At 71.4% G+C, this 23,382-nt stretch carries 22 protein-coding genes; 10 read left to right on the plus strand and 12 right to left on the minus strand.

Going from position 1 to position 23,382, the window contains the following annotated elements:
• Positions 1 to 165: 165 nt before the first annotated feature.
• From mshD to C3E78_RS02530, 4 genes are read right to left on the minus strand one after another with little or no spacing between them, the layout of a single operon-like run.
• Complete coding sequence (gene mshD, locus C3E78_RS02515; protein WP_108576831.1) at positions 166 to 984, minus strand: mycothiol synthase; 819 nt, start codon at positions 982 to 984, stop codon at positions 166 to 168.
• Positions 981 to 2,408, minus strand: a complete 1,428-nt coding sequence (locus tag C3E78_RS02520; RefSeq protein WP_108576832.1) for a carboxyl transferase domain-containing protein — start codon at positions 2,406 to 2,408, stop codon at positions 981 to 983. The genes mshD and C3E78_RS02520 overlap by 4 nt, the downstream gene beginning before the upstream one ends.
• Entirely contained in the window at positions 2,408 to 3,634 is a 1,227-nt protein-coding gene (locus tag C3E78_RS02525) for a CaiB/BaiF CoA transferase family protein (RefSeq protein ID WP_108576833.1), read from the minus strand. The genes C3E78_RS02520 and C3E78_RS02525 overlap by 1 nt, the downstream gene beginning before the upstream one ends.
• A gap of 4 nt (positions 3,635 to 3,638) precedes the next feature.
• Positions 3,639 to 4,955, minus strand: coding sequence for an SLC13 family permease (locus tag C3E78_RS02530; protein WP_108576834.1), 1,317 nt, complete (start codon positions 4,953 to 4,955; stop codon positions 3,639 to 3,641).
• A gap of 104 nt (positions 4,956 to 5,059) precedes the next feature.
• Between C3E78_RS02530 and C3E78_RS02535 the strand changes: the two genes are divergently transcribed.
• Together C3E78_RS02535 and C3E78_RS02540 are read left to right on the plus strand one after the other, a co-directional pair.
• Positions 5,060 to 5,761, plus strand: a complete 702-nt coding sequence (locus C3E78_RS02535) for a FadR/GntR family transcriptional regulator (RefSeq protein ID WP_108576835.1) — start codon at positions 5,060 to 5,062, stop codon at positions 5,759 to 5,761.
• Positions 5,762 to 5,768: 7 nt separating this feature from the next.
• Positions 5,769 to 6,539 (plus strand): sulfite exporter TauE/SafE family protein, encoded by a 771-nt coding sequence (locus C3E78_RS02540; RefSeq protein ID WP_108576836.1) that lies wholly within the window; start codon positions 5,769 to 5,771, stop codon positions 6,537 to 6,539.
• Here the strand turns inward: C3E78_RS02540 and C3E78_RS02545 are convergent.
• Positions 6,536 to 7,243 (minus strand): winged helix-turn-helix transcriptional regulator, encoded by a 708-nt coding sequence (locus tag C3E78_RS02545; RefSeq protein WP_108576837.1) that lies wholly within the window; start codon positions 7,241 to 7,243, stop codon positions 6,536 to 6,538. The two genes, C3E78_RS02540 and C3E78_RS02545, sit on opposite strands and share 4 nt — an antisense overlap.
• A gap of 118 nt (positions 7,244 to 7,361) precedes the next feature.
• On the opposite strand from C3E78_RS02545, the gene C3E78_RS02550 reads away from it, so the two are divergent.
• The 3 genes from C3E78_RS02550 to C3E78_RS02560 are packed head-to-tail and all read left to right on the plus strand — an operon-like array spanning position 7,362 to position 8,948.
• Positions 7,362 to 7,655, plus strand: coding sequence for a MoaD/ThiS family protein (locus tag C3E78_RS02550; RefSeq protein WP_235833748.1), 294 nt, complete (start codon positions 7,362 to 7,364; stop codon positions 7,653 to 7,655).
• Between the two features lie 24 nt (positions 7,656 to 7,679).
• Positions 7,680 to 8,486: a hypothetical protein gene (locus tag C3E78_RS02555; protein WP_108576838.1), complete on the plus strand. Its 807-nt coding sequence runs from the start codon at positions 7,680 to 7,682 to the stop codon at positions 8,484 to 8,486.
• Between the two features lie 42 nt (positions 8,487 to 8,528).
• Positions 8,529 to 8,948: a TlpA family protein disulfide reductase gene (locus C3E78_RS02560; RefSeq protein WP_235833749.1), complete on the plus strand. Its 420-nt coding sequence runs from the start codon at positions 8,529 to 8,531 to the stop codon at positions 8,946 to 8,948.
• A 21-nt stretch (positions 8,949 to 8,969) separates the two neighbouring features.
• Here the strand turns inward: C3E78_RS02560 and C3E78_RS02565 are convergent, their stop codons facing one another.
• Positions 8,970 to 9,908 carry an NAD-dependent epimerase/dehydratase family protein gene (locus tag C3E78_RS02565; RefSeq protein ID WP_108576839.1) on the minus strand — a complete coding sequence of 313 codons (939 nt, stop codon included), beginning with the start codon at positions 9,906 to 9,908 and terminating at the stop codon, positions 8,970 to 8,972.
• A 179-nt stretch (positions 9,909 to 10,087) separates the two neighbouring features.
• Between C3E78_RS02565 and C3E78_RS02570 the strand changes: the two genes are divergently transcribed.
• The 3 genes from C3E78_RS02570 to C3E78_RS02580 are packed head-to-tail and all read left to right on the plus strand — an operon-like array spanning position 10,088 to position 13,692.
• Positions 10,088 to 11,347: a lipopolysaccharide biosynthesis protein gene (locus tag C3E78_RS02570; protein ID WP_135804907.1), complete on the plus strand. Its 1,260-nt coding sequence runs from the start codon at positions 10,088 to 10,090 to the stop codon at positions 11,345 to 11,347.
• Positions 11,340 to 12,548, plus strand: coding sequence for an O-antigen polysaccharide polymerase Wzy (wzy, locus tag C3E78_RS02575; RefSeq protein ID WP_108576841.1), 1,209 nt, complete (start codon positions 11,340 to 11,342; stop codon positions 12,546 to 12,548). Before C3E78_RS02570 ends, wzy begins: the two co-directional genes overlap by 8 nt.
• The gene (locus C3E78_RS02580; protein WP_108576842.1) at positions 12,526 to 13,692 is read left to right on the plus strand and encodes a glycosyltransferase; all 1,167 of its coding nucleotides are present in this window, start codon (positions 12,526 to 12,528) and stop codon (positions 13,690 to 13,692) included. The genes wzy and C3E78_RS02580 overlap by 23 nt, the downstream gene beginning before the upstream one ends.
• A 12-nt stretch (positions 13,693 to 13,704) precedes the next feature.
• Here C3E78_RS02580 and C3E78_RS02585 read toward each other — a convergent pair whose 3' ends face one another.
• Genes C3E78_RS02585 through C3E78_RS02610 form a run of 6 tightly spaced genes read right to left on the minus strand, consistent with a single transcriptional unit; the run spans position 13,705 to position 20,517 of the window.
• Complete coding sequence (locus tag C3E78_RS02585; protein ID WP_108576843.1) at positions 13,705 to 14,838, minus strand: glycosyltransferase family 4 protein; 1,134 nt, start codon at positions 14,836 to 14,838, stop codon at positions 13,705 to 13,707.
• Positions 14,835 to 15,470, minus strand: a complete 636-nt coding sequence (locus C3E78_RS02590; RefSeq protein ID WP_108576844.1) for a NeuD/PglB/VioB family sugar acetyltransferase — start codon at positions 15,468 to 15,470, stop codon at positions 14,835 to 14,837. Before C3E78_RS02590 ends, C3E78_RS02585 begins: the two co-directional genes overlap by 4 nt.
• On the minus strand, positions 15,463 to 16,089 hold the full coding sequence (locus C3E78_RS02595; protein WP_108576845.1) for a sugar transferase: 627 nt from the start codon (positions 16,087 to 16,089) through the stop codon (positions 15,463 to 15,465). Before C3E78_RS02595 ends, C3E78_RS02590 begins: the two co-directional genes overlap by 8 nt.
• On the minus strand, positions 16,086 to 17,216 hold the full coding sequence (locus C3E78_RS02600; protein ID WP_108580716.1) for a DegT/DnrJ/EryC1/StrS family aminotransferase: 1,131 nt from the start codon (positions 17,214 to 17,216) through the stop codon (positions 16,086 to 16,088). Before C3E78_RS02600 ends, C3E78_RS02595 begins: the two co-directional genes overlap by 4 nt.
• Complete coding sequence (locus C3E78_RS02605) at positions 17,213 to 19,072, minus strand: nucleoside-diphosphate sugar epimerase/dehydratase (RefSeq protein WP_199906917.1); 1,860 nt, start codon at positions 19,070 to 19,072, stop codon at positions 17,213 to 17,215. The genes C3E78_RS02600 and C3E78_RS02605 overlap by 4 nt, the downstream gene beginning before the upstream one ends.
• Before the next feature lie 38 nt (positions 19,073 to 19,110).
• Entirely contained in the window at positions 19,111 to 20,517 is a 1,407-nt protein-coding gene (locus C3E78_RS02610; protein WP_108576846.1) for a tyrosine-protein kinase domain-containing protein, read from the minus strand.
• A gap of 202 nt (positions 20,518 to 20,719) precedes the next feature.
• On the opposite strand from C3E78_RS02610, the gene C3E78_RS02615 reads away from it, so the two are divergent.
• Positions 20,720 to 21,319 (plus strand): hypothetical protein, encoded by a 600-nt coding sequence (locus C3E78_RS02615; protein WP_135804908.1) that lies wholly within the window; start codon positions 20,720 to 20,722, stop codon positions 21,317 to 21,319.
• Positions 21,320 to 21,363: 44 nt separating this feature from the next.
• Entirely contained in the window at positions 21,364 to 23,172 is a 1,809-nt protein-coding gene (locus C3E78_RS02620) for a DUF4012 domain-containing protein (RefSeq protein WP_159085787.1), read from the plus strand.
• The last annotated feature ends 210 nt before the right edge of the window (positions 23,173 to 23,382 follow it).

Below are 23,382 nucleotides of genomic sequence, written 5' to 3' on the forward strand. Positions count from 1 at the left end.
AACGCTGAGGGGAGACTCCCGCGCGCCGACGGGAGGCTCCCGCGCGCTGAGGGGAGGCTCCGCGCGACTGGAACTCTCCCCTCACGGGACGGAACTCTCCCGTCGGCGGACGGAACTCTCCCGTCGGCGGACGGAACTCTCCCGTCGGCGGACGGGAGGCTCCCGTCAGTGGTGGGGGGTGGAGTACAGGACGTCCTTCTTGTGGTCCCGGAAGCCCAGGTTGCGGTAGACCTTCAGCGCCGGGGCGTTGTCGCCCTCGACGTACAGGTCGACCACCGACAACCCCTCGTCGTGCAGGTGGCGCAGTCCGCGGGCGGTCAGCGCCGTGCCGAGCCCGCCGCCCTGGGCGTCCGGGTCGATGCCGACGACGTAGACCTCGCCGACACCGTCCTCGACCTTCGTCCAGTGGAAGCCGATGACCTGTCCGTCCCGCTCGGCGACGAAGAGGCCCGCGGGATCGAACCAGTCCGACGCCATCCGCCGGTCCAGATCCGCCCGGTCCATCGCGCCCTGCTCGGGGTGGTGCGCGAACGCCCGCGCGTTGACGGCCACGATCGCGTCGGCGTCCTCGGGTCGGTACGTCCGCAGCGTGACGCCGTCGATCTCCCGCTCGTGCGCCGGCGGGCCGTCGAACGTCAGGCGCAGCACGAGCAGCTCGCGTGCCACCTGCAGCCCGGCGGCCGCGGCGAGCGCCTGGGCAGCTGGCAGGTCGCCGTGCGCCCAGAACTTCTCCTCCCCGTCGGCCACGAGCTCGTCGAGGATGCGTCGTCCGATCCCCTCCCGCCGCCGGTCGGGGTCCACGACGATCTCGACCGGGGCGTCGCCGACCGCGTACGCGGCGCCGATGATCGCGCCGGACGGGTCCGACTGCTGCACCAGCACCCGGGCCCGGGCCCGGTCGCGCAGCGCGAAGAGGCTGGCCTCGTTGAACGGCGCGACGCCGTCCACCTGTGTCGCCCGCTCGGCGAGGTCGAGGAGGCTCATCGCGACCTCAGCGCCACGAGCTGCGCCCCGATCTCCGCGGACATCGCCCGCGCGAACGCCTCGGGGGTGTCCCCGGGTGGCTCGGGAACGATGTGGTGCACGGTGCCGTTGTCGCGCAGGTCGAGGGCGCCGACGCGCTGGGCCTCGGCCATCTCGGCGGCGTGCTCGAGATCGCCGTGGACGATCGCGCTGGCTCCCTCCGGGGGCAGTGGCGACAGCCATGCGTTCTCCGCGGCGATGACCACGTCGGCCGGCAGCAGTGCGAGCGCCCCGCCGCCACAGCCCTGGCCGAGCAGGACCGACACGGTGGGCACCCGCATGGTCGACATCCAGCTGATGCACCGGGCGATCTCACCGGCGATCGCCCCCTCCTCCGCCTCCGGCGACAGCTCCGCGCCGGGGGTGTCGATGAACGACACGAGGGGAAGTCTCAGCTCGTTGGCCAGCCGCATGCCGCGGCGGGCCTCCCGCAGCGCCGCGGGACCCATCGGCTTGAATCGGGTCTGGGTCGTGCGGTCCTGCCCGATGACGACGCACGGCTGGCCGTCGAGGCGCGCGAAGGCCACGATCATCGCGCTGTCCCGCTCGCCCTTCTCGGTGCCCTGCAGGCGTACGGTCGCGTCGCTGCCGTAGCGCAGCACCTCGCGGACGCCGGGACGCCGGGGGGAGCGGGTGATCTGGATCGAGTCCCAGGCCGACCGCTCGCGGTGGACCTCGGCGGTCCGGAGCTCACGGGTCTGCCGGGTCGGCGGATCGACCAGGAGGCTCAGCGCGCGATCGACCAGCAGCGGCAGCTCGTCCGGCAGCACGACCGCGTCGATGATCCCGCGATCCGCCAGGTTCTCGGCGGTCTGCACGCCGGGCGGGAACGGCTTGCCCTCCATGATCTCGTAGACCTTGGGGCCGAGGAACCCGATCAGTGCGCCGGGCTCGGCGATCGTGATGTGGGCCAGCGATCCCCAGGACGCGAACACGCCGCCGGTCGTGGGGTGGCGCAGGTAGATCAGGTACGGAAGTCCCGCCGCGCGGTGGTCCATGATCGCGCGGGTGATGTCGACCATGTGGACGAACGCCGGCGTGCCCTCCTGCATGCGCGTGCCGCCGGAGGCCGTGGTCGCCAGGACCGGAATGCCCTCGGCCGTCGCCCGGCGCACCGCAGCGGTGATGCGCAGCGCGGCGGCCCGGCCGATCGACCCGGCCAGGAAGCGGAACTCGTTCACGACCACCGCGACGGGACGACCGCGCATGAGGCCGCGCCCGGTCAGCACCGACTCGTCGGTCCCGGCGCGCTCAGCCGCGGCCCGCAGCTCCTGCTGGTACGTCGGGTCGAGCCCGCTGTGGTCGACCGGCTCGTCCCACGAGACGAACGATCCCTCGTCGAGCACCAGGTCGAGCAGCTGCTGTGCCATGAGGCGCTCGGTCATCAGGTCTCCTTCAGCCAGGCGCGGATCTCGTCGCCGTTCTCGTCCAGCACCGGGGGCGCGGCGTGCTCGGTCGCCGTCACCTCGCGACCGCCCCCGTCGAAGAACCGCAGGGGAGGCCCCGGCAGGGTCAACCTACCCAGTGTCGCGTGCTCGACGTCGACCAGCAGGCCCTGGCTGGCGGTCTGCTCCCACGCGTAGACCTCGTCGATCGTCCGCACCTTGCCGGCCGGGATCCCGATCTCGTCGAGCCGGTCGAGCAGCGCGGCCGCGTCCCAGTCGGCGAAGACGCTCTCGACCAGCTCGACCACGCGCTCGCGGCGGGAGACACGTTCGGGGTTGGTCGCGACTCCCTCGGCGTCCGGGTCGAGACCGAACCCCGCGCAGAAGTCGTGCCACAGCCCCTCGCTGCCGACGGCGATCTGCACGGCGCCGTCGCGGCACCGGAACAGCCCGTACGGCGAGATCGACGGGTGGTGGTTGCCCTGCGCCCGCGCCACCTCGCCGGCGATGCTCCACCGGGTGCCCTGGAACGCGTGCACCCCGACGGTCGCTGCGAGCAGCGACGTCCGCACGACCGTGCCCCGGCCCGTGCTCTCGCGCTCGTGCAGCGCTGCCACGACCCCGTACGCGCCGTACATCCCGGCGAGGATGTCCGAGATCGGGGTGCCGACCTTCTGGGGATCGTCCGGCGCGGACCCGGTGATCGACATCAGGCCGGCCTCGCCCTGCGCGATCTGGTCGTAGCCGGCCCGGCCGCCCTCCGGGCCGTCGTGACCGAATCCGGTGATCGAGAGCACGACGAGTCGCGGGTTGACCTCCTGCAGGGACTCGATGCCGAGCCCCAGCCGCTCGAGGACCCCGGTGCGGAAGTTCTCCACCAGCACGTCCGCCCGCGCCACCAGGTCGACCAGCACCTGCCGGTCCTCGTCGTCCTTGAGGTCCAGCGCGATGGACTCCTTGTTGCGGTTGGCGGACAGGAAGTACGTCGACTCACGCCCGGTGTCGTCCTGCGCCCCGGCGGCCTCGCGCGTCCCCCCGTGCCCGGAGGCGGAGGGCCAGCGGAACGGCGGCCCCCATCCGCGGGTGTCGTCACCGCCCTTCGGGTTCTCCACCTTGATGACGCGCGCGCCGAGGTCGCCCAGCATCATCGTGGCGTGCGGTCCGGCGAGTGCCCGGGAGAGGTCGACGACGAGCAGGTCACTCAGGGGTCCGTTTCGAGTAGTCATCGGATCACCAGCTCGGCAGCACGAGTGCCGCCCAGACGAGGAGCGGACCCACCAGGACGACGATGGAGCTGTAGGTCAGGATCTGCTTGTAGTACGCCTGCTCGGAGATCGTCTCGGGGCGGTTCGCCAGCATCAGCGCGCCGTTGGTCGAGAACGGGCTCACGTCGACGATCGTCGATGCGATCGCCAGGGCCGCGACCAACGTGATGGGGTTGATCCCGTGCTCGGAGATGATCGGCAGGGCGATGGGGATGATGATCGGCAGCAGTGCGGTCGATGACGCGAAGGCCGAGACGACACCGCCGACGTAGCACAGGATCAGCGCGCCGACGGCTGCTGCGCCGAGCCCCGCGGCCCACTTGCCGACGAACTCCGGCGAGCCGGCCGTGGTCAGGATCGAGGCGTACGTGCTGACGCCCGCGACGAGCAGGACGGTCGGCCAGGCGATCTGGTTGACCGCGCCCTTGTGCTCCTTGGGTGCCAGCATCGCGAGGATCACGGCGGCGGTGATGGACACGAAGCCGATGTTCTTGTCGAACGCGAGCGCGACGACCGCGACGCCGACGAAGGCGACGAGCGTCAGCACCTGGTCGACGCGGACGCCCTGGGCCCTCGTGCCGGTGGGTGCCGTCGTCCCGTAGCCGCGGGCGGGGACGCTCGCGCCGCCTGCGTGCAGGTGCTCGAGGAGCTCCCCCTCGTCGGGGTCGACACGTTGCGACAGCAGCTTTCGTCCGCCGAGCAGGACGAACAGGATCGCGGCCATGATCAGGTTGACCACGAGGCTGGACAGGAACAGCGTCACCTCGCCGACCTCGAGACCGTTGTCCCGCATGACGGCGTTCGTGATCGTGCCGTAGATGCTGATGGGGGAGAAGCCGCCGCCCTGAGCGCCGTGGACCACGAACATGCCCATCATCAGGGGACTGATCTTGTACTTCCCGGCGAAGCCGAGGGCGACCGGACCGATGATCGCGCAGGCCGCGGGACTGGCGGCGCCGATGCCGGTCAGCAGCGCGGTGACCGCGAACATGACCCACGGGATCAGTGCGACGCGCCCGCCGACCGCCTTGACGGCCTTGGTGACGATGAGGTCCACCGTCCCGTTGTTCTTGGCGATCGCGAACAGGTAGGTGACACCGATCAGGGTGAGGATCAGGTCGCCGCTCACCCCCGCCAGGATCTCCTTCTCGTCGAGGTTCAACGAGTACATCCCGACGAGCCACGCCGCGACGTACGCGAGCGCTCCCATGTTGATCGGCAGCACCGTGCCGACGGCGAACAACGCCACCAGCGCGATGATCGCCACCCATTCCGGACTCATGTCGATTCCTTCCCCCCGCGTCGCTCCTTGTGAGCCACATCACGTTTGATGGTTCAGTGGCCTAGCCAATAGGCAGGCGAACCTCTTGTCAATACCCTTGTGCCATGAGCGCCAGATCCTCGAGCGGCCTGCGGCCGGTCACGCGTCCCCGCCTGTACGAGCAGGTCGCCGAGCAGATCATCGGCTGGATCGACGAGAGCGGTCTGCGACCCGGGGACCGGCTGCCTCCTGAGCGCGAGCTGGCCACCCGGCTCGGGGTGAGCCGGGCGACGGTCAGCCAGGCGCTGGTCGCGCTCGAGGTCATCGGGGTCGTCGCGGTGCGTCACGGCGACGGGGCGCTGCTGACCGAGACGCGCTCGTCGACCAAGATCATCGACGCGATCCGGGCCCACGCGACCCGTCTGCCCGAGATCATCGAGGCGCGCGACGCGCTCGAGACCAAGCTCGCGGCCCTCGCGGCCTCCCGTCGTACGGACGACGACATGGCCCGCATCGACGCGGCGCTCACCGAGATGGAGCGGGACATCGACGCCGGTGGCCGCGGGGTGGAGGGGGACGAGCTGTTCCACGCCGCCATCACGGCAGCGGCCCGCTCGACGCTGCTGTCGCGCATGATGGCCGAGATCAGCGACCTGGTCCTGGAGACCCGCATCGAGTCGCTCTCCCAGCCCGGCCGTCCCCGGGACTCGCTGAAGGCTCATCGGCGGATCGCCGACGCGATCCGCGGACAGGACGCCGGGGGAGCGGCGCAGGCCATGCACGACCACGTCGAGATGGTCAGCGACGTGGCCCTGCTGCGCGACTGACGCGGCGATGGACGGCTTGGACCAGCTGGCGCTGCTGGGCGGTGGGCTGCTGGCAGGGATCGCGTCGTCGTCGGTCGGTGCGGCGTCCCTGATCAGCTTCCCGATCCTGGTCGCGGTCGGTCTGGCACCGGTCGTCGCGAACGCGTCGAACACGATCGGTCTCGTCCCGGCCGGTGTCGGTGGCGCGGTGGGCTATCGCCGGGAGCTGACGGAGCACCCGCGGCTCAGCGGGGTCGTCATCGCCACCAGCGCCTGCGGTGCCGTGCTCGGTGCCACCCTGCTCCTGGTGCTGGACCCCGGCGTCTTCGAGTCGATCGTGCCCTGGCTCATCCTGTTCTCGTCCGCGCTCGTGGGGACGCAGCCGCTGATCTCGGCGTGGGCGCGGCGGCGCGCTGCCCGCCGTGGGCTGGCTCCCCGGGACCGGCAGACCATGTCGCCGCCGGTCGCCATGGCCTCGACCGTGCTCGGTGTCTACGGCGGCTACTTCGGCGCGGGGCAGGGGGTCATCCTGGTCGCGTTCTACGCCCTCGGCATCGACGTCGGCCTGCAGGTCATCAACGCCCTCAAGACCCTCGCGATCTTCGCCTCCAACGTGGTGGCGACCGTCGTGTTCGTCATCTGGGCCGAGGTCAGCTGGTCCGCGGTCGTGCTGGTCGGGGCGGGGTCGCTCGGCGGCGGCTACCTCGGCGCACTGATCGGCAGGCGCCTGCCGCCGTGGTTGTTCCGCGTGCTGGTCGTCGCGATGGGCCTGACGGTCGGGTTGACGATGCTGCTCTAGGCGTCCGCGGTCTCGCGGGCCGGATCGGCCTTGGTCGCCACGAAGCGGTAGCCGACGTTGCGGACCGTGCCGATGAGCGTCTCGTTGTCCGTGCCGAGCTTGGCGCGCAGCCGCCGGACGTGGACGTCGACCGTGCGGGTGCCACCGAAGTAGTCGTATCCCCACACCTCCTGCAGCAGCTGTTGGCGGGTGAAGACCCGGCCCGGGTGCTGGGCGAGGAACTTGAGGAGCTCGAACTCCTTGAACGTCAGGTCGAGCGTGCGGTTCTCGAGCTTCGCGGTGTACGTCGCGTCGTCGACGACCAGGCCGCTGGAGGAGATGACGTGGCTGTCGTTCGCGCCCTCGGTGGTCGCCGCGATGCGGCCGATGCCGAGACGCAGGCGAGCCTCGAGCTCGGCCGGACCCGACGTGGTGAGGATGACGTCGTCCATGCCCCAGTCCGACGCGGCGACGGCGAGGCCGCCCTCGGTGAGGATCAGGATCAGGGGGCACTCGACGCCGGTGGTGCGGATGACCCGCGTCAGGCTGCGTACCTGGGCGAGGTCGTGGCGGCCGTCGACGAGCACGGCGTCGCACGGGGGAGCGTCGAGCAGCGCGCTCGCCTCCGCGGGGAGGATCTTGACGTGATGGGGGAGCAGCGCCAGCGCGGGCAGCACCTCGACCGACGACTGTGTGCTCTTGGTGAGCAGGAGCAGGTGGGACATGGGTGTCGACCTCCGGTGCTGCGATTCGTGCGGGCAAGCGTGCTTGCACAGTGTGCAGATATGCGAAGAGGCCATGGTGGATCACCGTGGCCTCGTTGCATGGACGAGAATACGACATGTGTCCGATCAATTGCCACATGATGACGCGAATGAGAACGACGTCACAGTCCGCTACTGGGCTGCTGCCCGTGCGGCCGCAGGTGTCGCCGAGGAGACCGTCTCTGCCCTGACCCTGGCCGAGCTGCTCGACGAGATCGGTCGCCGCCACCGCGACCGGGACCGGTTCGACGACGTCATCTCGATCTGCTCGATCCTCGTCGGCGAGACGCCGGTGGGGGCGAAGGACCCGGCACAGGTGCCCCTGCCGCGTGGCGTCAACGTCGAGTTCCTGCCACCGTTCGCGGGCGGCTGACCGGACAACTGGCATCATGCGGGGGTGCCACGACTCGGATCCACGCTGCTCTCCCTCGCCCTCGTCGGAGTCATCACGCTGGCGGCGTACACCGATCCGTGGCTCCTCGGCGTGGCGGTCCTGCTGGTGCAGGTCCTGGTCGCCGCGGCTCCCGGCATCCGTGACGCCTCGCACGCGTCGATCCCGTCGCCCCGGGTGGTCCCGGTCGTCGTGGCCAGCCTCGTCGCGACGGTCCTGACCCTCGAGCCCGATCTCCTGTCCGGCGCGTCCGGCACCTCGCCCGGCGTGGTGGGGGCGAGCAGCACGGGCATGCTCTCGGGCATCCTGCCCGCGGTCGCCGCCGCCGTCTTCGTGGCGCTGCTGGCCCAGATGCTGCGCCGCGACGGACGTACGCACCTGGTGCAGTCGGTCGGGTACGCCGTGATGCTGTCGGCCGTGGCCGCCCTGGCCGCCGGATGGGTCGGTGCCGTGCAGTCCATCGACGGACCGGAGGTGGTGGCCGTCGCTGCCGCCGGCGTCGCGGGCGGCCTGCTGGCCTGGGCGCTGCCGATCGACCGATGGGTCTGCCTCAGCCTCGCGACGCTGGCGGGCGCCGGAGCCGGCGCCGCGGTCGCCGCGAGCGTCGAGTCGTCCATGACGGTCTACTTCGGCCTCATCGTCGGTCCCGCGGTGGCCCTGGCTGCCGTGCTGGGCCAGGTCGTCGGCCGGTCGATCGCCCGCGGACGCACCCACGCGTCGGCCAGCTGGGGGTTCCCGGGGGCGATGGCCGTCGCGTTCGCCGGACCGATCGTCTACATCGGCGGGCAGCTCCTGACGATGCCCAACCTCTGAGCAACGCCGGGGCGGGGCGACCGGTCGGCGTACGCTGGCCCGGTGACCGGAGTCGTCGTCCTTCTCGTGGCTGTCGTGGTCTCCGCACTCGGTGCGCTGGCGATGCGGTGGAAGAACGGACGCTTCTCGGCCGTGCCGGACGACCGTGAGGTGCTGTCGCCGGCGCAGCTCGGCTCCCCGCTCGGGGAGCGCGCCACGATGGTGCAGTTCTCCAGCGCCTTCTGCAGCCCCTGCCGGGCGACCCGCGTCCTCCTGAACGACATCGCCGCGAAGGTCGAGGGCGTCACCACGGTGGAGATCGACGCCGAGCAGCGGCTCGAGCTGGTCCGCGAGCTGGGCATCATGCGCACCCCGACCGTGCTGGTGCTGGACGCCCGTGGGGTCGTCACGACGCGCGCGTCGGGGCTGCCCCGGCGGGAGCAGGTGCTCGCCGCGCTGGGCCGCGCCGTCGACGTGCCGTGAGGCGCCGCTGCGGCGGAGACCTCAGTAGCGCGACCTGAACCAGTCCACGGTGTGGTGCAGTCCCTCCTGCAGCCCGACCGGCTGCAGGTCCGGGAACAGGTCACGCAGCGAGCTGTTGTCGGCCTCCGAGTGGGGCACGTCGCCGGGACGTGGCGCCCGGTGCTCGACGCGGGCGGTCTTGCCCGTGACCTCCTCGAGCGTGTCGATCAAGGTCATCAGGTCGGTGCGCGCACCGAACGCCAGGTTCACCGGCTCGGGGCTGCTCACCGTGTTCACCGCCGCCTCGATGAGGATCTCGCAGACGCTGCCGACGAAGGTGAAGTCGCGCGACTGGGAGCCGTCGCCGTTGACCAGCACCGGGCTCTCGCGCAGCAGGGCGTCGATGAAGGTGGGGACCGCTGCGGCGTACGCGTGCCCGGGTGTCTGACCTGGTCCGTACACGTTGAAGAACCGGAACGGCAGGGTCGAGAGCCCGAACGAGGACTGGTAGGCCAGGAGGTACTGCTCGGTGGCCAGCTTGCTGACCGCGTACGGGCTCATGGGCCGCACCCACTCGCGCTCGCTCTTGGGCAGCGCCGGGTTCGAGCCGTACACCGAGCTGGACGACGAGCAGACCACGTGGTTCACGCCCGCAGAGCGGCACCCCTCGAGCAGCGCGAGCGTGCCGGTCGCGTTGGCCTGATGGGTCGCCATCGGGTTCGCGATCGACCGGGGGACGCTCGGGATGGCGGCCAGGTGGACGACGGCGTCGATCCCCTTCAACGCCGACTTCAACGCGGTCTCGTCCAGGATCGACGACTCGTGGAGCTCCACGTCCACGTCGTCCAGGCCACCGCTGTTCGTCATCGACAGGTCGTCCATGACGACCACGCGTCCCACGCGCCCGTCGGCGAGGGCAGCACGGGCGAGGTTCGCGCCGATGAACCCTGCGCCACCGGTGATCAAGATCGAAGTGTTCATGCCAAGCCGCATCCCGTCGTGTCGCGGAGCCTGGTGACTCACGATGGCACGGGTTCGCCCTCTCCTCCCGGGACTTCTGGCCCGGGTCAGCAGTCCGGCCGTCAATACACTGGTCGCGGAGCGCTAGTGCGGCCCAGCCGCTGGATTCGGAGTTCTCGTGGGACGACCTGAGGGATGCCGTGCCGGGCCGGGTCTGCGCCGTGCCGGCTGAGGGCTCGCCGCGCCTGCTCGCCAACAGCGCCTGGGTCCTGTCCGGCAACCTGGTCTACGGCGCCTGCCTCGCGCTCGTCCCTCTCGTCATCGGGCGCATGGGCTCGCTGGACGACGTGGGCCAGTACACGCTCGGGTTCGCGGTGTCGGCGCCGGTCATCGCCGTGAGTATGGTCCAGCTGCGCGTCCTGATGGTGACCGACTCCGCCCGGACGGTCCCGTTCTCGGCGTACCGCACCGCGCGGGTGATCAGCACGCTCGGCGCCGCGCTCGTCATCGGCGGGATCGCGCTGGCGTGGGGCGGCAGCCAGGGTACGGTGCTGGCGATCGTCGGCGCCGCCAAGTGCATGGACGCGGTGGGGGACTGCTACCTCGGGTTCTTCCAGGCGCAGTCCCGGTTGGACGTCATGGGCCTGTCGATGATCCTGAACGGCGTCCTGACCCTGGTGTCGGTGAGCGCGCTGCTCGCCGTGGGACTGCCGATGGCCGGGGCCGCGCTGGGAAGCCTGGGGTCGTCGATCGTCGCCTCCGTCGTGTACCCGCGGGCCCTGCAGCGCCGCGCGGCGGACGACGCCCGGGTCCGCGGGTGGGACCTGCGGGGGGCGGTGTCGCAGCTCCGTCTCGCGTCGCACCTCGGAGTCGCCAGCGGCATCAGCTCGCTGAACAGCAACGTCCCGCGGTACGTCCTGCAGGTCTTCAGCGGCACCGCGCCGCAAGGCGTGTTCTCGGCGCTGGCCCAGCTCATGCTCCTCGTGACGATGACGGCGGGCGCGGTCGCGCAGGCCGTCCTCCCGTGGTTCGTGGGATCTTTCGGGACGCGATCGACCGCCGGGCTGCGCAGCGCGCTGCTGAAGGTGCTGGCCGGGGCTGCGCTCGGTGGTCTCGGTTTCGTCCTGGTGGTCTGGGCCGTCGGGGGACCGCTCCTGGACGACGTCTACGGCCCGGGCTTCGCGGGCCGCGGGCCGCTGCTGACCTGGCTGGCCGCCGGCGCCGCGATCGGCTCGCTCGCGTGGTTCCTGGACGCCGCCCTGTCCACGATGCGGGTGCTGGCGCCGCAGATGTGGCTCAACCTGCTCACCCTGGCGGTGACCTCGGTCGCCTGTCTCCTGCTGGTTCCGGACGGCGGCCCGACGGGCGCCGCCCAGGCAGCTCTGGTCGGCATGACTGCGCACCTGGTGCCGCGGATGCTCCTGCTCCGCCGTCGCCTGGGACAGGACGCTCGTGCTTGACCTGTGGCTGAAGGTCGCCGTCGCCGTCTCGATCGTCCTGTTCATGCTCTGCAGGAGATCGGGCAGAGGCGTGCTGGGATACCTCGCGGCCTTCCTGGTGCTGATCGGGCTCGGACCCGTCATCAACCACCTGGTCGGTCAGCCGATCTACGTGGGAGTCGTCGACGCGTACATCCCGGCTGCGGTGAACGGCTACCTCCTCGCGGTCGTGGGCCTCCTGCTCGCGGACGTGTCCTTCCGCGCACCCGAGGTGCCGGCCACGGACGGGGAGGCCCGCGAGGAGAGGTGGGCGGACCGCTACGGGCTCCCGGTGGGGATCCTGCTCGGACTCGCGGCGGCATATGCGGCGGCCATCGTGGTCACGCGCGCCGGTGCCCTCCTGCAGGCGGACAAGCTGACGGCGATCGGGCTGGCAGGACCGTTCCACTACCCGTATCTGCTCCTGCAGATCTGCCTGGCGGCAACGTACCTGCTCGTCCGGTCCCGCCCCGCCCTGCACCGGCTGTTCTGGGCCAACATGGCCGTGTACGCGGTCTACTGCCTGTTGACCGACGAGCGGGACTTCCTGCTGGTCTTCGTGGGGATCGCGATCCAGAGCCAGAACCGGCGGGTCCAGGCCCGGGTGCTCAAGTCGGTGCTGATCGGCGCGGCCGCCGCAGCGGCCGGCGCGGCACTGTTCACGCTGCGCGGAGGGGCCGCGGGCTCCTCGCCCCTGACGACGATCCTGGGCCAGGGCTCCCTGCTGTTCGTGGACACCCGGGTGCTGTCGTTCGTGCCGATCTACCAGCCGTACGCGCACGGTGCGACCTATCTCGACTCCGCGGCTTCGGCCCTGACCCTGGGGGCCTGGGCGCCCGGAAAGGGGCTGTCGCAGTGGCTGGTCGACACGTACGCCCCCGACAGCGACTCCGGGTACGGCTTCTCGATGATCGGGGAGCTGGTCTACAACTTCGGCCAGTGGGCGATCCTGCCGACCTTCTTCGTGCTGGGGTGGATCATCAACGCCGCGGTGAGCCGGTCGCACCGGTCCGCCTTCGCGGCGTACCTCAGCACGTTCTCCGTCGTCTTCGTCCCGTACATGCTGCGCAGCGACAGCCGGGGGCTGTTCTCCGGCCTGGTCTACGCCCTGCTCCTGTTCGGCGTCCTCACGGTCGTCACCCTCAAGCGCTCGGGAACCCATGAAGCTGCTCGTCGCGGGTGAGTACCGCCTTCACCGGGCCCCCGACGGACGGGTGCACGCCGACTCGGTCTTCGGCGCACCGTTCTGGGAGCGGTACCTGCAGGCGTTCGACGAGGTGGTCGTGCTCGCCCGGGTCGACGACCGGGACCACGGCTCGGGAGTCCCCGTCGAAGGTCCCGGCGTCCGCGTCCACCCCCTGCCGTACTACGAGGGGGTCGCAGGTCTCGCGAGGACGTACCCGCGTCTTCGCCGGGCCATCCACGAGGCTGCCGCCGGCAGCGAGGCGGTCCTGCTCCGTGCCCCCGGCCCGATCAGCTCGTTGCTGCACCGGGGTCTCGCCAGTGGTCGCCCGTACGCAGTCGAGCTCGTCGGCGACCCCCACGAGGTGCTGTCGAGCATGGGACCGGTCGCCGGCCTGGCCGGGCGGCGTGTGGCGGGTCGGCTGGCGGAGATCACGCGGGGCGCCGAGGTCGTGGCCTACGTGAGCAGCCAGGTGCTGCCGGACCGCTATCCGGCCGACGACCGGGCGATGGTGACCTTCTACTCCAGCGCGACGTTGCCGGAGGCCGCGTACGTCGACAGGGCCGGGCCGCCCACCGGGCCGCCGAACCTCGTCTGCGTGGGCAGCATGGAGCAGGAGTACAAGGGCATCGACGTGGTCCTGCGCGCCGTCGCGTCGCTTCGACCCGACGAGTTCGGCACCCTCGCGGTCCTCGGCGACGGGCGGCATCGCCCCGCCTACGAACAGCTCGCCCACGCGTCGGGGATCGCCGACCGGGTCAGGTTCCTGGGGCACCTGGACGACCGGCAGGACGTGTGGGCCCAGCTGGACGCCGCGGACGTGTTCGTCTCGGGCTCGAGGACCGAGGGGCTGCCGCGGGCGATGATCGAGGCCATGGCGCGGGGCCTGCCGGCCGTGGGCACCGACGTGGGTGGGACTCCCGAGCTGCTTCCGTCGTGGGCGATGTGTCCCGCCGACGACGCCGGGGCGCTCGCGGGCCTGGTGCGCCGGTGCGCGGACCCCGGCTTCCGGCAGGCTCTGGCCGTCCACTGCCGGGAGCGCGCCCGGGACTACGCCCAGCCCATTCTCGACGCGCGCCGGCGAGCTGCGTACGAGCGCCTGCGGGACGCCACGGCGGAGTGGTCGGGGGTCGCCCAGGGCTGACGCCGATCGGGCTCAGGCCAGGACGATGTCGGCCACCCGCGCCGTGCTGCGGGTCAGGTCGAAGCAGTCGAGCGCGTGCGCACGGGCCTGCCGCCCCATCTCGGCCAACGACCCGGTCTCGAAGCGGCTCCACGCCTCGGTCATCGCTGCCAGCAGCTGGTCGCGGTCGCCGACCGGGACGACCCAGCCCGAGCACGGGGTGACGGTCTCCGGGAGACCTCCTGCCCGGCTGACGATCGACGGCACCCCCATCGCCGAGGCCTCCAGCGCGGCGCCGTGGTTCTCCGACAACGACGGCGAGATCGACACGTCGGCGCTGCTGTAGAGCGGGCGCACGTCGGTGACGGAGTCCAGCCACGACACGGTCGGGTCGGCGGCGAGCTCGAACCTCCCGATGAGCCCCTGGCGGTGCCGCTCGCCCTCGTCGTCGAACCCACTGCCGACCAGCACCAGCCGCGCGTCGGGATGGGCTGCGGAGAACTCGCGCCAGCACTCCAGCAGGAGGTCGTGCCCCTTGATCCCGACGCCGGGGAACACCGAGCTCTTGGGTGCGTACACATAGGCGACCATGATCGCGACGAACGTGCCGCTGCCGGCTCCCCAGAGCCGGTCCCGGGAGTCGACGCCGCGCGAGAACCGCTGCACGTCGACCCCGTACGGCACGTAGCTGAGCCGGTCGGCCGGCATCCCGAGCGCGGCGTACTGCGTGGCGGTGAACTCCGAGCCCGCGATCAGGTGGTGATCGAGGCGGCACAGGAACCGCTCGACGAACCGGATGACCGGGTTCTCCAGGTAGAGCGGCCCCGCGACCATGTGCACCCGGCGGACGCGAAGGCCGAGCGAGGCGATGCGAGCGGCCAGCGCCGAGGCGTACAGGTGGTAGAACACGACGTCGGGCGCGGTGGCACGCACCAGCTTCCTGAGCCGCCAGAGCCCTCGAGCCGTGGCCGGTGCGGGCCGGAAGCTGAAGTCGAACGGGGACTCCGCCACCGGGTGACCCGCGGCGTCGACGGCGCGGCGCAACCTGCCGTCCCCCGGCGGGATGACGATCGTGACGTGCGCACCGCGCCGGACCATCTCCGCGACCTGCCCCAGCACCCAGGCGCCGCCCTCGTTCGTCTTCAGGACGACCGTCACCCGGGTCATCCGGCAGGTACTCCCTTGACCGTCACCCCTGGGGGGACGTCCTTCACGACGCAGGCCGCCGCACCGACCACGGCGTGCGCGCCGACGGCGGTCCCCGGCAGGATCGTGGAGCCGGTGCCGAGCTCGGCACCCGGACCCAGGACGCATCCTCCGGACACCACGGCCGCGGGATGCACCGTCACGAAGTCCTCGACCGCGCAGTCGTGGCCGATCTGGCTCGCCCGGTCGAGATGGACGTGCCGGCCGATGGAGACGTCGGAGCCGATCTGCGCGTACGCGCACACGACCACGCCCTCCCCGATGTCCGCATCGGCGCCGATCGCCGCCCAGGGGTGGACGAGCGTGGCCGGGACCATCCCTGCGGCCTCCGCGACGGACGCCACCCGTTCCCGGGTGGGGGCGTCGCCGATCCCGATCGCGTAGTGGACACCGCGTCCCCTGGAGGAGAACGCCTCCAGGCCGCCGAGCAGGGCGGCTCCCCGGCGACGCACCCGGGCCACGTTCTCGGCCGACGGGTCGTCGTCGACGAAGCCGAGGAGGTTCCACGTCGGTGCCGACCGGTTGATCGCGTCCACGACGTCGGCGCTCTCGCGCCCGAAGCCTCCGCACCCGATGATCACGAGATCATGCATGTGGCGCTCCGCTCCCGGTGAACTCACTCATCGTCGCCGAGCCGCGTTCGGCGATCCCGCGGCGTCCGGCCACTGCGGAGACGGTGCGGACGAGGATCGCCAGGTCGAGCCACAAGCTGCACCGGTCCACGTACTCGACATCGAGCTGCAGCCGATCGTCCCACGACAGTGCATTGCGCCCGGACACCTGCGCAAGACCCGTGATCCCGGGTCGCACCTCGTGGCGGCGCGCCTGCCGCAGGGTGTACCGGTCGAGATAGTCCACGAGCAGCGGACGGGGCCCGACCAGCGACATGTCCCCGCGCACGACGTTGAGCAGCGTGGGCAGCTCGTCGAGGCTCAGGGACCGGAGGCGGGCTCCCGCGGGGGTGAGCCGCTCGGCGTCGGAGCGGACGTCTTCGCCCGGTCCGGCGGGTCGCATCGTCCGGAACTTGACCAGGGTGAACACCTCGCCGTCGCGCCCCGGGCGCTGCTGGCTGAACAGCACCGGCCTGCCGAGCCGTGTCCGTACGATCAGCGCGACGACCAGCTGCAGCGGGAGCGTCACGACGAGCAGGAGTGACGCCGCCACGACGTCCAGCAGGCGCTTGACGGTGTCGTACCCCGTCCGCCGCGTCACGACGCCCTCAGGAACTCGGTGATCGCCCCCGTGACCCGGCCGAGCTCCTCGGGGGTCAACGCCGATCCGCTCGGGAGCGAGAGCCCGGTGCCGAACAGTCGTTCAGCCGCACCCGTCGCGGCTCGCGGGTGCGTGGCGAACACCGGCTGCAGGTGCATCGGCTTCCACAGGGGCCGGCTCTCGATGTCGTGCGACGACAGGTGCCCCATGAGGTCGCCGGTCGTCCAGCCGGTCGTCGACGCGTCGACGAGGACCGCGGTGAGCCAGCAGTTGTCGGCGTCGTCCCCCTCGCGCTGGAAGATCTCCACCCCATCGGCGTCGGCGAACAGCTCCGCGTACGTCTCGCGGTGCTCCCGGCGGCGCGCGATCATGCCGTCGAGCCGCTCCAGCTGGGCGTTCCCGAGGCCGGCCAGGAGGTTGGAGAGCCGGTAGTTGTAGCCGATCTCCCGGTGCTCGTAGTGCACGGCCGGCTCGCGGGCCTGGGTCGACAGGTGGCGCACGTGGTCGGCGACGGTCTCGTCGTCGGTCAGCACCATGCCGCCGCCCGAGGTCGTCATGATCTTGTTGCCGTTGAACGACAGGATCGCTGCATCCCCGGAGGAACCCGCCAGCACGTCGCCGGACCGGGCGCCGAGCGACTCGGCCGCGTCGGAGAGCACCTTGACCCCGTGCGTCGCTGCCACAGCAGCGATGGCCGGGTAGTCGGCGCACCTGCCCAGGAGGTCGACCGGGACGATCGCCGGCACGTTCCTGCCCTCGGCCCGGAGCCTGGTGATCGTCTCGTCGAGCAGCGCCGGGTCCACGTTGCCGGTCACGGGGTCGGAGTCGACGAACACCGGCGTGGCGCCGGTGTAGGTGATCGCGTTCGCGGTGGCCGCGAAGGTCAGGGTCGAGGTGGGGACGTGGTCGCCGGGGCCCACCCCCCACGACACCAGGACGAGGTGCAGCGCCGCGGTGCCGGAGTTCAGGGCCACCGCATGACGCGCTCCCACCCGCTCGGCCATGCCCTGCTCGAAGGCGTCCACCTCGGGGCCGAGGGGCGCGACCCAGCCGGACCGGATGGCCTCGACGACCCGCTTCTCCTCGCCGGGAGTGATGTCGGGGCTGGAGAGATGGATGCGCGTCATGAACGGCGCTCGGCGAGGCGGGGCCGTCGCTCGCACAGCGACGCGACGTCGCGCACGATGGCGTCGTTGGTGTCGACCGTCGACATCGCGCGGACGCTCGAGGGCTCGACAGGGGGCACGTGGACGTGCGAGATCAACGGGTGGACGGGGCGGACGTCCGCCTCGTCCGAGCCGAACAGCACCTCGTGGAGCTTCTCGCCGGGCTTGAGACCGGTGAGGACGACCGGCACCGGCTTGCGGGCCTGCTCGATCATTTGCCGGGCGACGTCGGCGATCCGGACCGAGTCGCCCATGTCGAGCACCAAGGTCTCGCCGTCGCGTCCGATGGCTGCGGCCTGGATGACGAGCTGCACGGCCTCGTTGACCGTCATGAAGTACCGGGTGACGTCCGCGTCGGTCACCGTGACCGGGCCGCCGGCCGCGATCTGCGCCGCGAACGTCCGCAGGACGGATCCGCGCGTGCCCAGGACGTTGCCGAAGCGGACGCTGAGGAAGATCCCCGGCGACCGGTAGGCGAACGAGGCCGTCAGCCGCTCCGCGATGCGCTTGGTGTAGCCGAGCACGTTGACCGGGTCGGCCGCCTTGTCCGTCGAGATGTTGACGAAGCGTTCGGTGCCGATCCGCGCGGCTGCCTCGAGCACGTTGAGCGTCCCGAGGACGTTGGTGCTCACCGCCTCGCCCGCGTGCCGCTCGAGCATGTTGACGTGCTTGAGCGCGGCCGCGTGGAAGACGACCTGGGGCCGGTGCTGGTCGAACACGCGGTGGATCCGGCGCGCGTCGCGGATGTCGGCGAGCACGACGTGGTCGGACTCGAGATCGGCACGACCCGACATCGACAGCAGCAACGTGTGCAGTGCCGACTCGTCGCGGTCGAGCGTGATCAGCGAGGCAGGTCCGAACCGGGCGATCTGGTGGCACAGCTCCGAGCCGATCGACCCGCCCGCGCCCGTGACCAGGACCCGCTTCCCGGCGAGGTAGCCCGCGATCGACTCGAGGTCGGTCGAGACCGGACGGCGGCCCAGGAGGTCCTCGGGCTCGAGATCGCGCACGACCGAGTGGTGCACCCCCAGCAGCAGCTGGTCGACGGTCGGCAGCACCTTGACGTCGAGCTCGGCGTCGACGGCCACGTCGTTGATGCGGCTGATGGTGGTGGACGTCGCGCTGGGGATCGCGATGATCGCGGTCGACGCGCCGGTGCGGGACGCCACGCGGCCCAGCTGGTCGGTCGTGCCGAGGACGCCGACGCCCCGGTGGCGCAGGTGCTTCTTGTTCCGGTCGTCGTCCACGAAGGCGACGGGTCGCCAGTGCTGCTGCGGATCGTGCTGCATGGACCGCACCAGCTCGCGCCCGGCGTCGCCCGCTCCCACCACGATGACGTCGGCCGACGCGGTCTCGCCGGCTCGGGGGCGGGAGCGGCTCGTCAGCAGGCGCCACAACGCGCGGGGCCATCCGCAGAAGACGAGCGCGATGAACGCGGCGCTGATCGGCGCGGTCCGGGGGACGAACGGCTGGGCGATCAGCGCGTTCACGGCGGTGGCCACGGCGCCCGAGCCGATCAGGACGCTGCCCAGCAGGAACAGCTCCTCGAAGCTGCCCAGCGGGGCCCGGCCGTGGGGGAGTCGCAGGCGCCATGCGGCAGCCATGTGGCACGCCACGGCGATCGCCGCCACGATCAGCACGCCGTACAGCGGGATGCCGCCGCCGGACTCGCTCACGCGCAGGACTGGCCTGGTCTCCAGGGTCGAGAAGCGGATCGCTGCGGCCACGTAGACCGCCGCGAACCACGCGAGCGTGTCCAGGAGCATCAGGACGGGAACCCTCGGGTGGGGTGCGATGCCGATGGCCGGTGTGTTCATCTCGTTCTCCCTCCCTCTCGAAGGACCGTGCGGACTGGCTACCGCCTGGCGACTCGCTCGAGGTCCGTGTCCTGCTCACCCCCGCTGTCGGGCTCGTAGCCGTAGCCATAGCCGTAGCCGTACGCGGAGCTGGCTCGTCTGGACCGGGGGGACATCGTGACGATCGTGCCGAGGAGCCGCGCGCCGACGGACTCCAGACGAGCCAGGGAGCTGCCCACCTGGTCGCGCGAGGTCGAGTTGTGGCGGACGACCAGGAGGGCCCCGTCGGACTCGGTCGCCAGCACGGCCGCGTCGGTGACCGGGAGCAGCGGCGGCGCATCGATCAGGACGACGTCGTAGAGCTCGCGCGCCTCGTGGAGCACGGTCAGCATCGCGGTCGACTGCAGCAGCTCGGCGGGGTTCGGCGGGACACGACCGCTCGCGAGGAGGTCGAATCCGTCGCCGGCCCGCTGGAGCGCCTGGCCGAAGCTCACCCGGCCGACGAGCACGGTCGTCACGCCCACCGCGTTCTCCAGCCCCAGGTACTCCGTGGCGCGTGGCCGTCGGAGGTCTCCCTCGATCAGGAGCACGCTCTCGCCGGCGGACGCCAGGGACTCGGCCAGGTTGCACGCCGTGGACGACTTGCCCTCGCCGGGCACCGCGCTGGTGATCACGAAGACCTTGTGGGCGACGTCGACGTTGATGAACTGCAGGTTGGTGCGCAGGACGCGGAAGGCCTCGACCCGTGGGTCGTGGCTGCCCAGATCGCGGATGAGCGGCGACCTGACGGCCTGCTTGTCGTAGTGGATGTTGCCCAGCACGGGTGCCCCGTTGGTCGCCTGGGCGAGGTCGTCCTCGGAGCGGACCCGGTTGTCGAGCCGGTCGCGAAGCACCGCCAGCCCGCACCCGGCGAGCAGCCCCAGCACGAGCGCCACCGCGAGGTTGCGCAGCGGGCGGGGCGAGAACGCCCCCGCAGGGGTCGTGGCGCGGTCGACGATCGAGGCCTTCACCGGAGGCCGGGACTTCCCGGGGGTCGTCTCGAGCTCGGCGACGTAGGTGACGAACTCCTGCGCCGTGGCCTGCGCGAGACGGCGCGCCTGGGTCGGCGACGGGTCGACGACCGAGATCGTCAGGACGACGGTGTCGGGCTGGACCGAGGCGCTGATCCGCGAGGACAGGGACCGGGGGCTCTCGTCGAGGTTGAGCTTCTCCACCACCCGCCGCGAGATCTCCTCGCCCGTCAGCAGGTTGGCGTACGACTTCACGCGTTGCTGGGAGAACAGGCCGCCCTGGTACGCGTCGGAGCTGCCGGACTGCGCGGTGGTGACGAACAGGCGGGACGACGACTTGTACATCGGTGTCGCGCTGGCGGTCACGATCAGGGCGATCAGCACGGCCACGATCGTCGTGGCACAGATCGTCAGCCAGCGGTCCCTGAAGATCCGTAGGTAGTCCTGCAGTCCCATGCGTGTCCCTCGGACGATGAGTGCGCCGTCCCCGGACGGCGACGCGGTGCTCGCCATCCTTGTGCACCCGAACGGTGAGGTAAGGGGCCAAGGGCCCTGAAAAGACGGCACGCCCGCGGATAGCGTGCACGGATGTCCGGCCTCGCGCCGACCCGTCGTACGACCATCCACGTCACGAACCCCCGACCTCAGGGAGACCTCCATGAGCGGATTGAAACTGGCAGCCGTCACCGCCGCAGCGGTGCTGATGGGCCTCGTCTCGGCAGGGCCGGCACTGGCGGCCTACCAGGACCCGGTCATCACCGTCACGATCGATGACTCCACCCCCGTCGAGGGGACGATCTTCACCGTCACGTCCACCTCCCAGGCGGACTGCGAGTGGGACGTCGACTTCAACGGCGGGTCGGACGCCGGGAGCGGCACGACCGACAGCGCCAGCTTCACCGCGCCCCAGGTCAGTGAACGCACCAACTTCTCGGTGGTCGTCCGCTGCAGCTTCGACAACACCGAGCCGGTCAGCGCCCCGGCCGACACCGGGTCCAACCTGGTCACCCCCGCGGCGGTCGTGACCGCGACCCGCACGCTGACGGTCACCGTGCTCCCCGTCGGGGACAGCGGCACCGGCGCCGGCACCGGCACCGGCGCGGGTGCCGGGGCGTCCGGTGACGTCGGCACGTCCGACCTCGGCGGGGTCCTGCCCGGCACGGGTGGCGCGAGCGTCGACCTGCTGTGGATCGGTGGAGCGCTCGTGCTGACGGGTGCCGCCGCGACGATCGCCGTCCGTCGCCGTTCACGCGCCTGAGTGACGCACCCAGCGGGCCGGTCACACCACGAGGGATGGTTCGCATGAGGGGTCCACGACGGCACCGTCCCCGTGACGGTTCGCCCGGACGGCGGCGGGCCCTGTTCGCCGGGCTGGGGGTCCTGGTCCTCGTGGTCGTGGGTGTGGGTGCCGTCTTCACCCTCCAGGCGGTGAAGGCCAAGCAGCAGCTGGACCTGGCATCAGGACAGGCCACCCGGCTGCAGGCCCAGGTGTCAGCGGGGGACGTCGCGTCCGCGCGTGCCACGCTGCGCGAGCTGCAGACGTCCACGGCCTCCGCCAGGTCAGCCACCCACGGCGTGCTGTGGGACGCCGGCAGCCGCGTCCCGCTGATCGGCCGGAACGTCGAGGCCGCCCAGACCGTCTCGCGTGTGCTGGCGAGACTGGCCGAGGACGGTCTGCGACCCATTGTCGACGCGGCCGGCTCGATCGATGCCCGGACGTTCAGCCCGCAGGACGGGCGCATCGACATCGCGGCCATCCAACGGCTGGGTCCGGCCCTGGACACCGCCGACCGGACCCTGACCTGGGGCAGACGCCAGCTCTCCGACGTGGGGACGTCCGGTCTCGTCGGGCCGCTCAAGGGGCCACTGGCCGATCTCGAGTCCAGGATCGCCACGGCCCAGTCGGCAGCATCGGCCGGCGCGACGGCCACCGACGTCATGCCCCGCATGCTCGGCGCCGACGGTCCCCGCTCGTACCTGCTGGTGGTGCAGAACAACGCCGAGGTGCGATCGACCGGTGGGCTGCCCGGCGCGTTCGCCGTCGTGAGGGCCGAGGACGGCGGCGTGCGGATCACGCGGCACGGGGCCGGCTCCGACTTCGCGCCGTTCGACGACCCGGTCGTCAGCCTCACCGGCGACGAACGCGCCCTCTACACGAGATTCCTGGCCACGTTCTGGTCGGACGCCAACTTCACGCCCGACTTCCCCCGCACCGGCCAGATCATGCGAGCGATGTACAAGGAGAAGTTCGGCACGGACGTGGCCGGCGTCATCTCGGTCGATCCGATCGCGCTGTCGTACCTCCTGCGCGCCACCGGGCCGATCACCGTGGACGGTGGTGGCCCGGTCGATCGCAGGCTGAGCAGCACGAACGTCGTCGAGGCGCTGCTGAACAAGGTCTACCTCAGGCTGCCGGACGACGACGCCCAGGACGCGTACTTCACCGACGCGGCCGAGAGCGTGTTCGAGGAGGTGACGTCCGGTCGGGTCGATGCGCAGGCGCTGGTGCGGCAGCTGGCCAACGCCTCGTCGGAGAACCGGCTCCTCGTCTGGTCGGCGGATCCCGACGAGCAGGCCGCGCTCACGGGCACCCGGGTGGCGGGGGAGCTGCCCGGTGACTCCGGGCCCACGCCCCACGTCGGGGTCTACCTGAACGACTCGACGGCGACCAAGCTCCAGTACTACCTGCAGCACCGGACCACGATGCACGCGCAGTCCTGCACGGACGGGGACGTGCAGACGATCGAGACCACGACCGTCCTCGCCTCGTCGGTGCCGCGGCGAGGCGCGGGGCTGCCCACCTCCGTCCTGGGCCCGTCGCGCGACGCCCGGAGGGGCGCGATGCGGTTCAACGTCCGCATCTACGCGCCGTTCGGCGGCTCCATCAACGAGGTGTCGGTCGACGACGAGCTGCAGACGGTGCTGACCGCCTCGCACCACGGGCGGGCCGTGACGATCGTCCCGGTGCGGCTCCGGCCCGGACGGACCGTCACGATCCGCTCGGTGATCCTGTCGGGCCGCGACCAGCCGGACGACCCGGTCCTGTCGTTCACGCCGACCGTGCTCAGGGAGCCGAACAACCGCGTGATCGCGGCCGCGTGCGGTCGTTGACCGGACGCGCGGCCCCTGCCGGCGGCCTGTTCACGATGCGGGACGACCGTCCATATGTCGAGACCTGGTCGTGAGCCGCGTGAAGAGCCCCCTACTCTGGAGCCATGTTCCTGACGACACACCTGACGCGCCGGCGCGCAGTGGACAACTGCCGCACGCGCTCGTCGCTGTGTCGGATGCACTGACACCTCTCGACCGTCAGTCCCTGCA

The sequence above is a fragment of the Aeromicrobium chenweiae genome (assembly GCF_003065605.1).
Lineage (GTDB): Bacteria > Actinomycetota > Actinomycetes > Propionibacteriales > Nocardioidaceae > Aeromicrobium > Aeromicrobium chenweiae.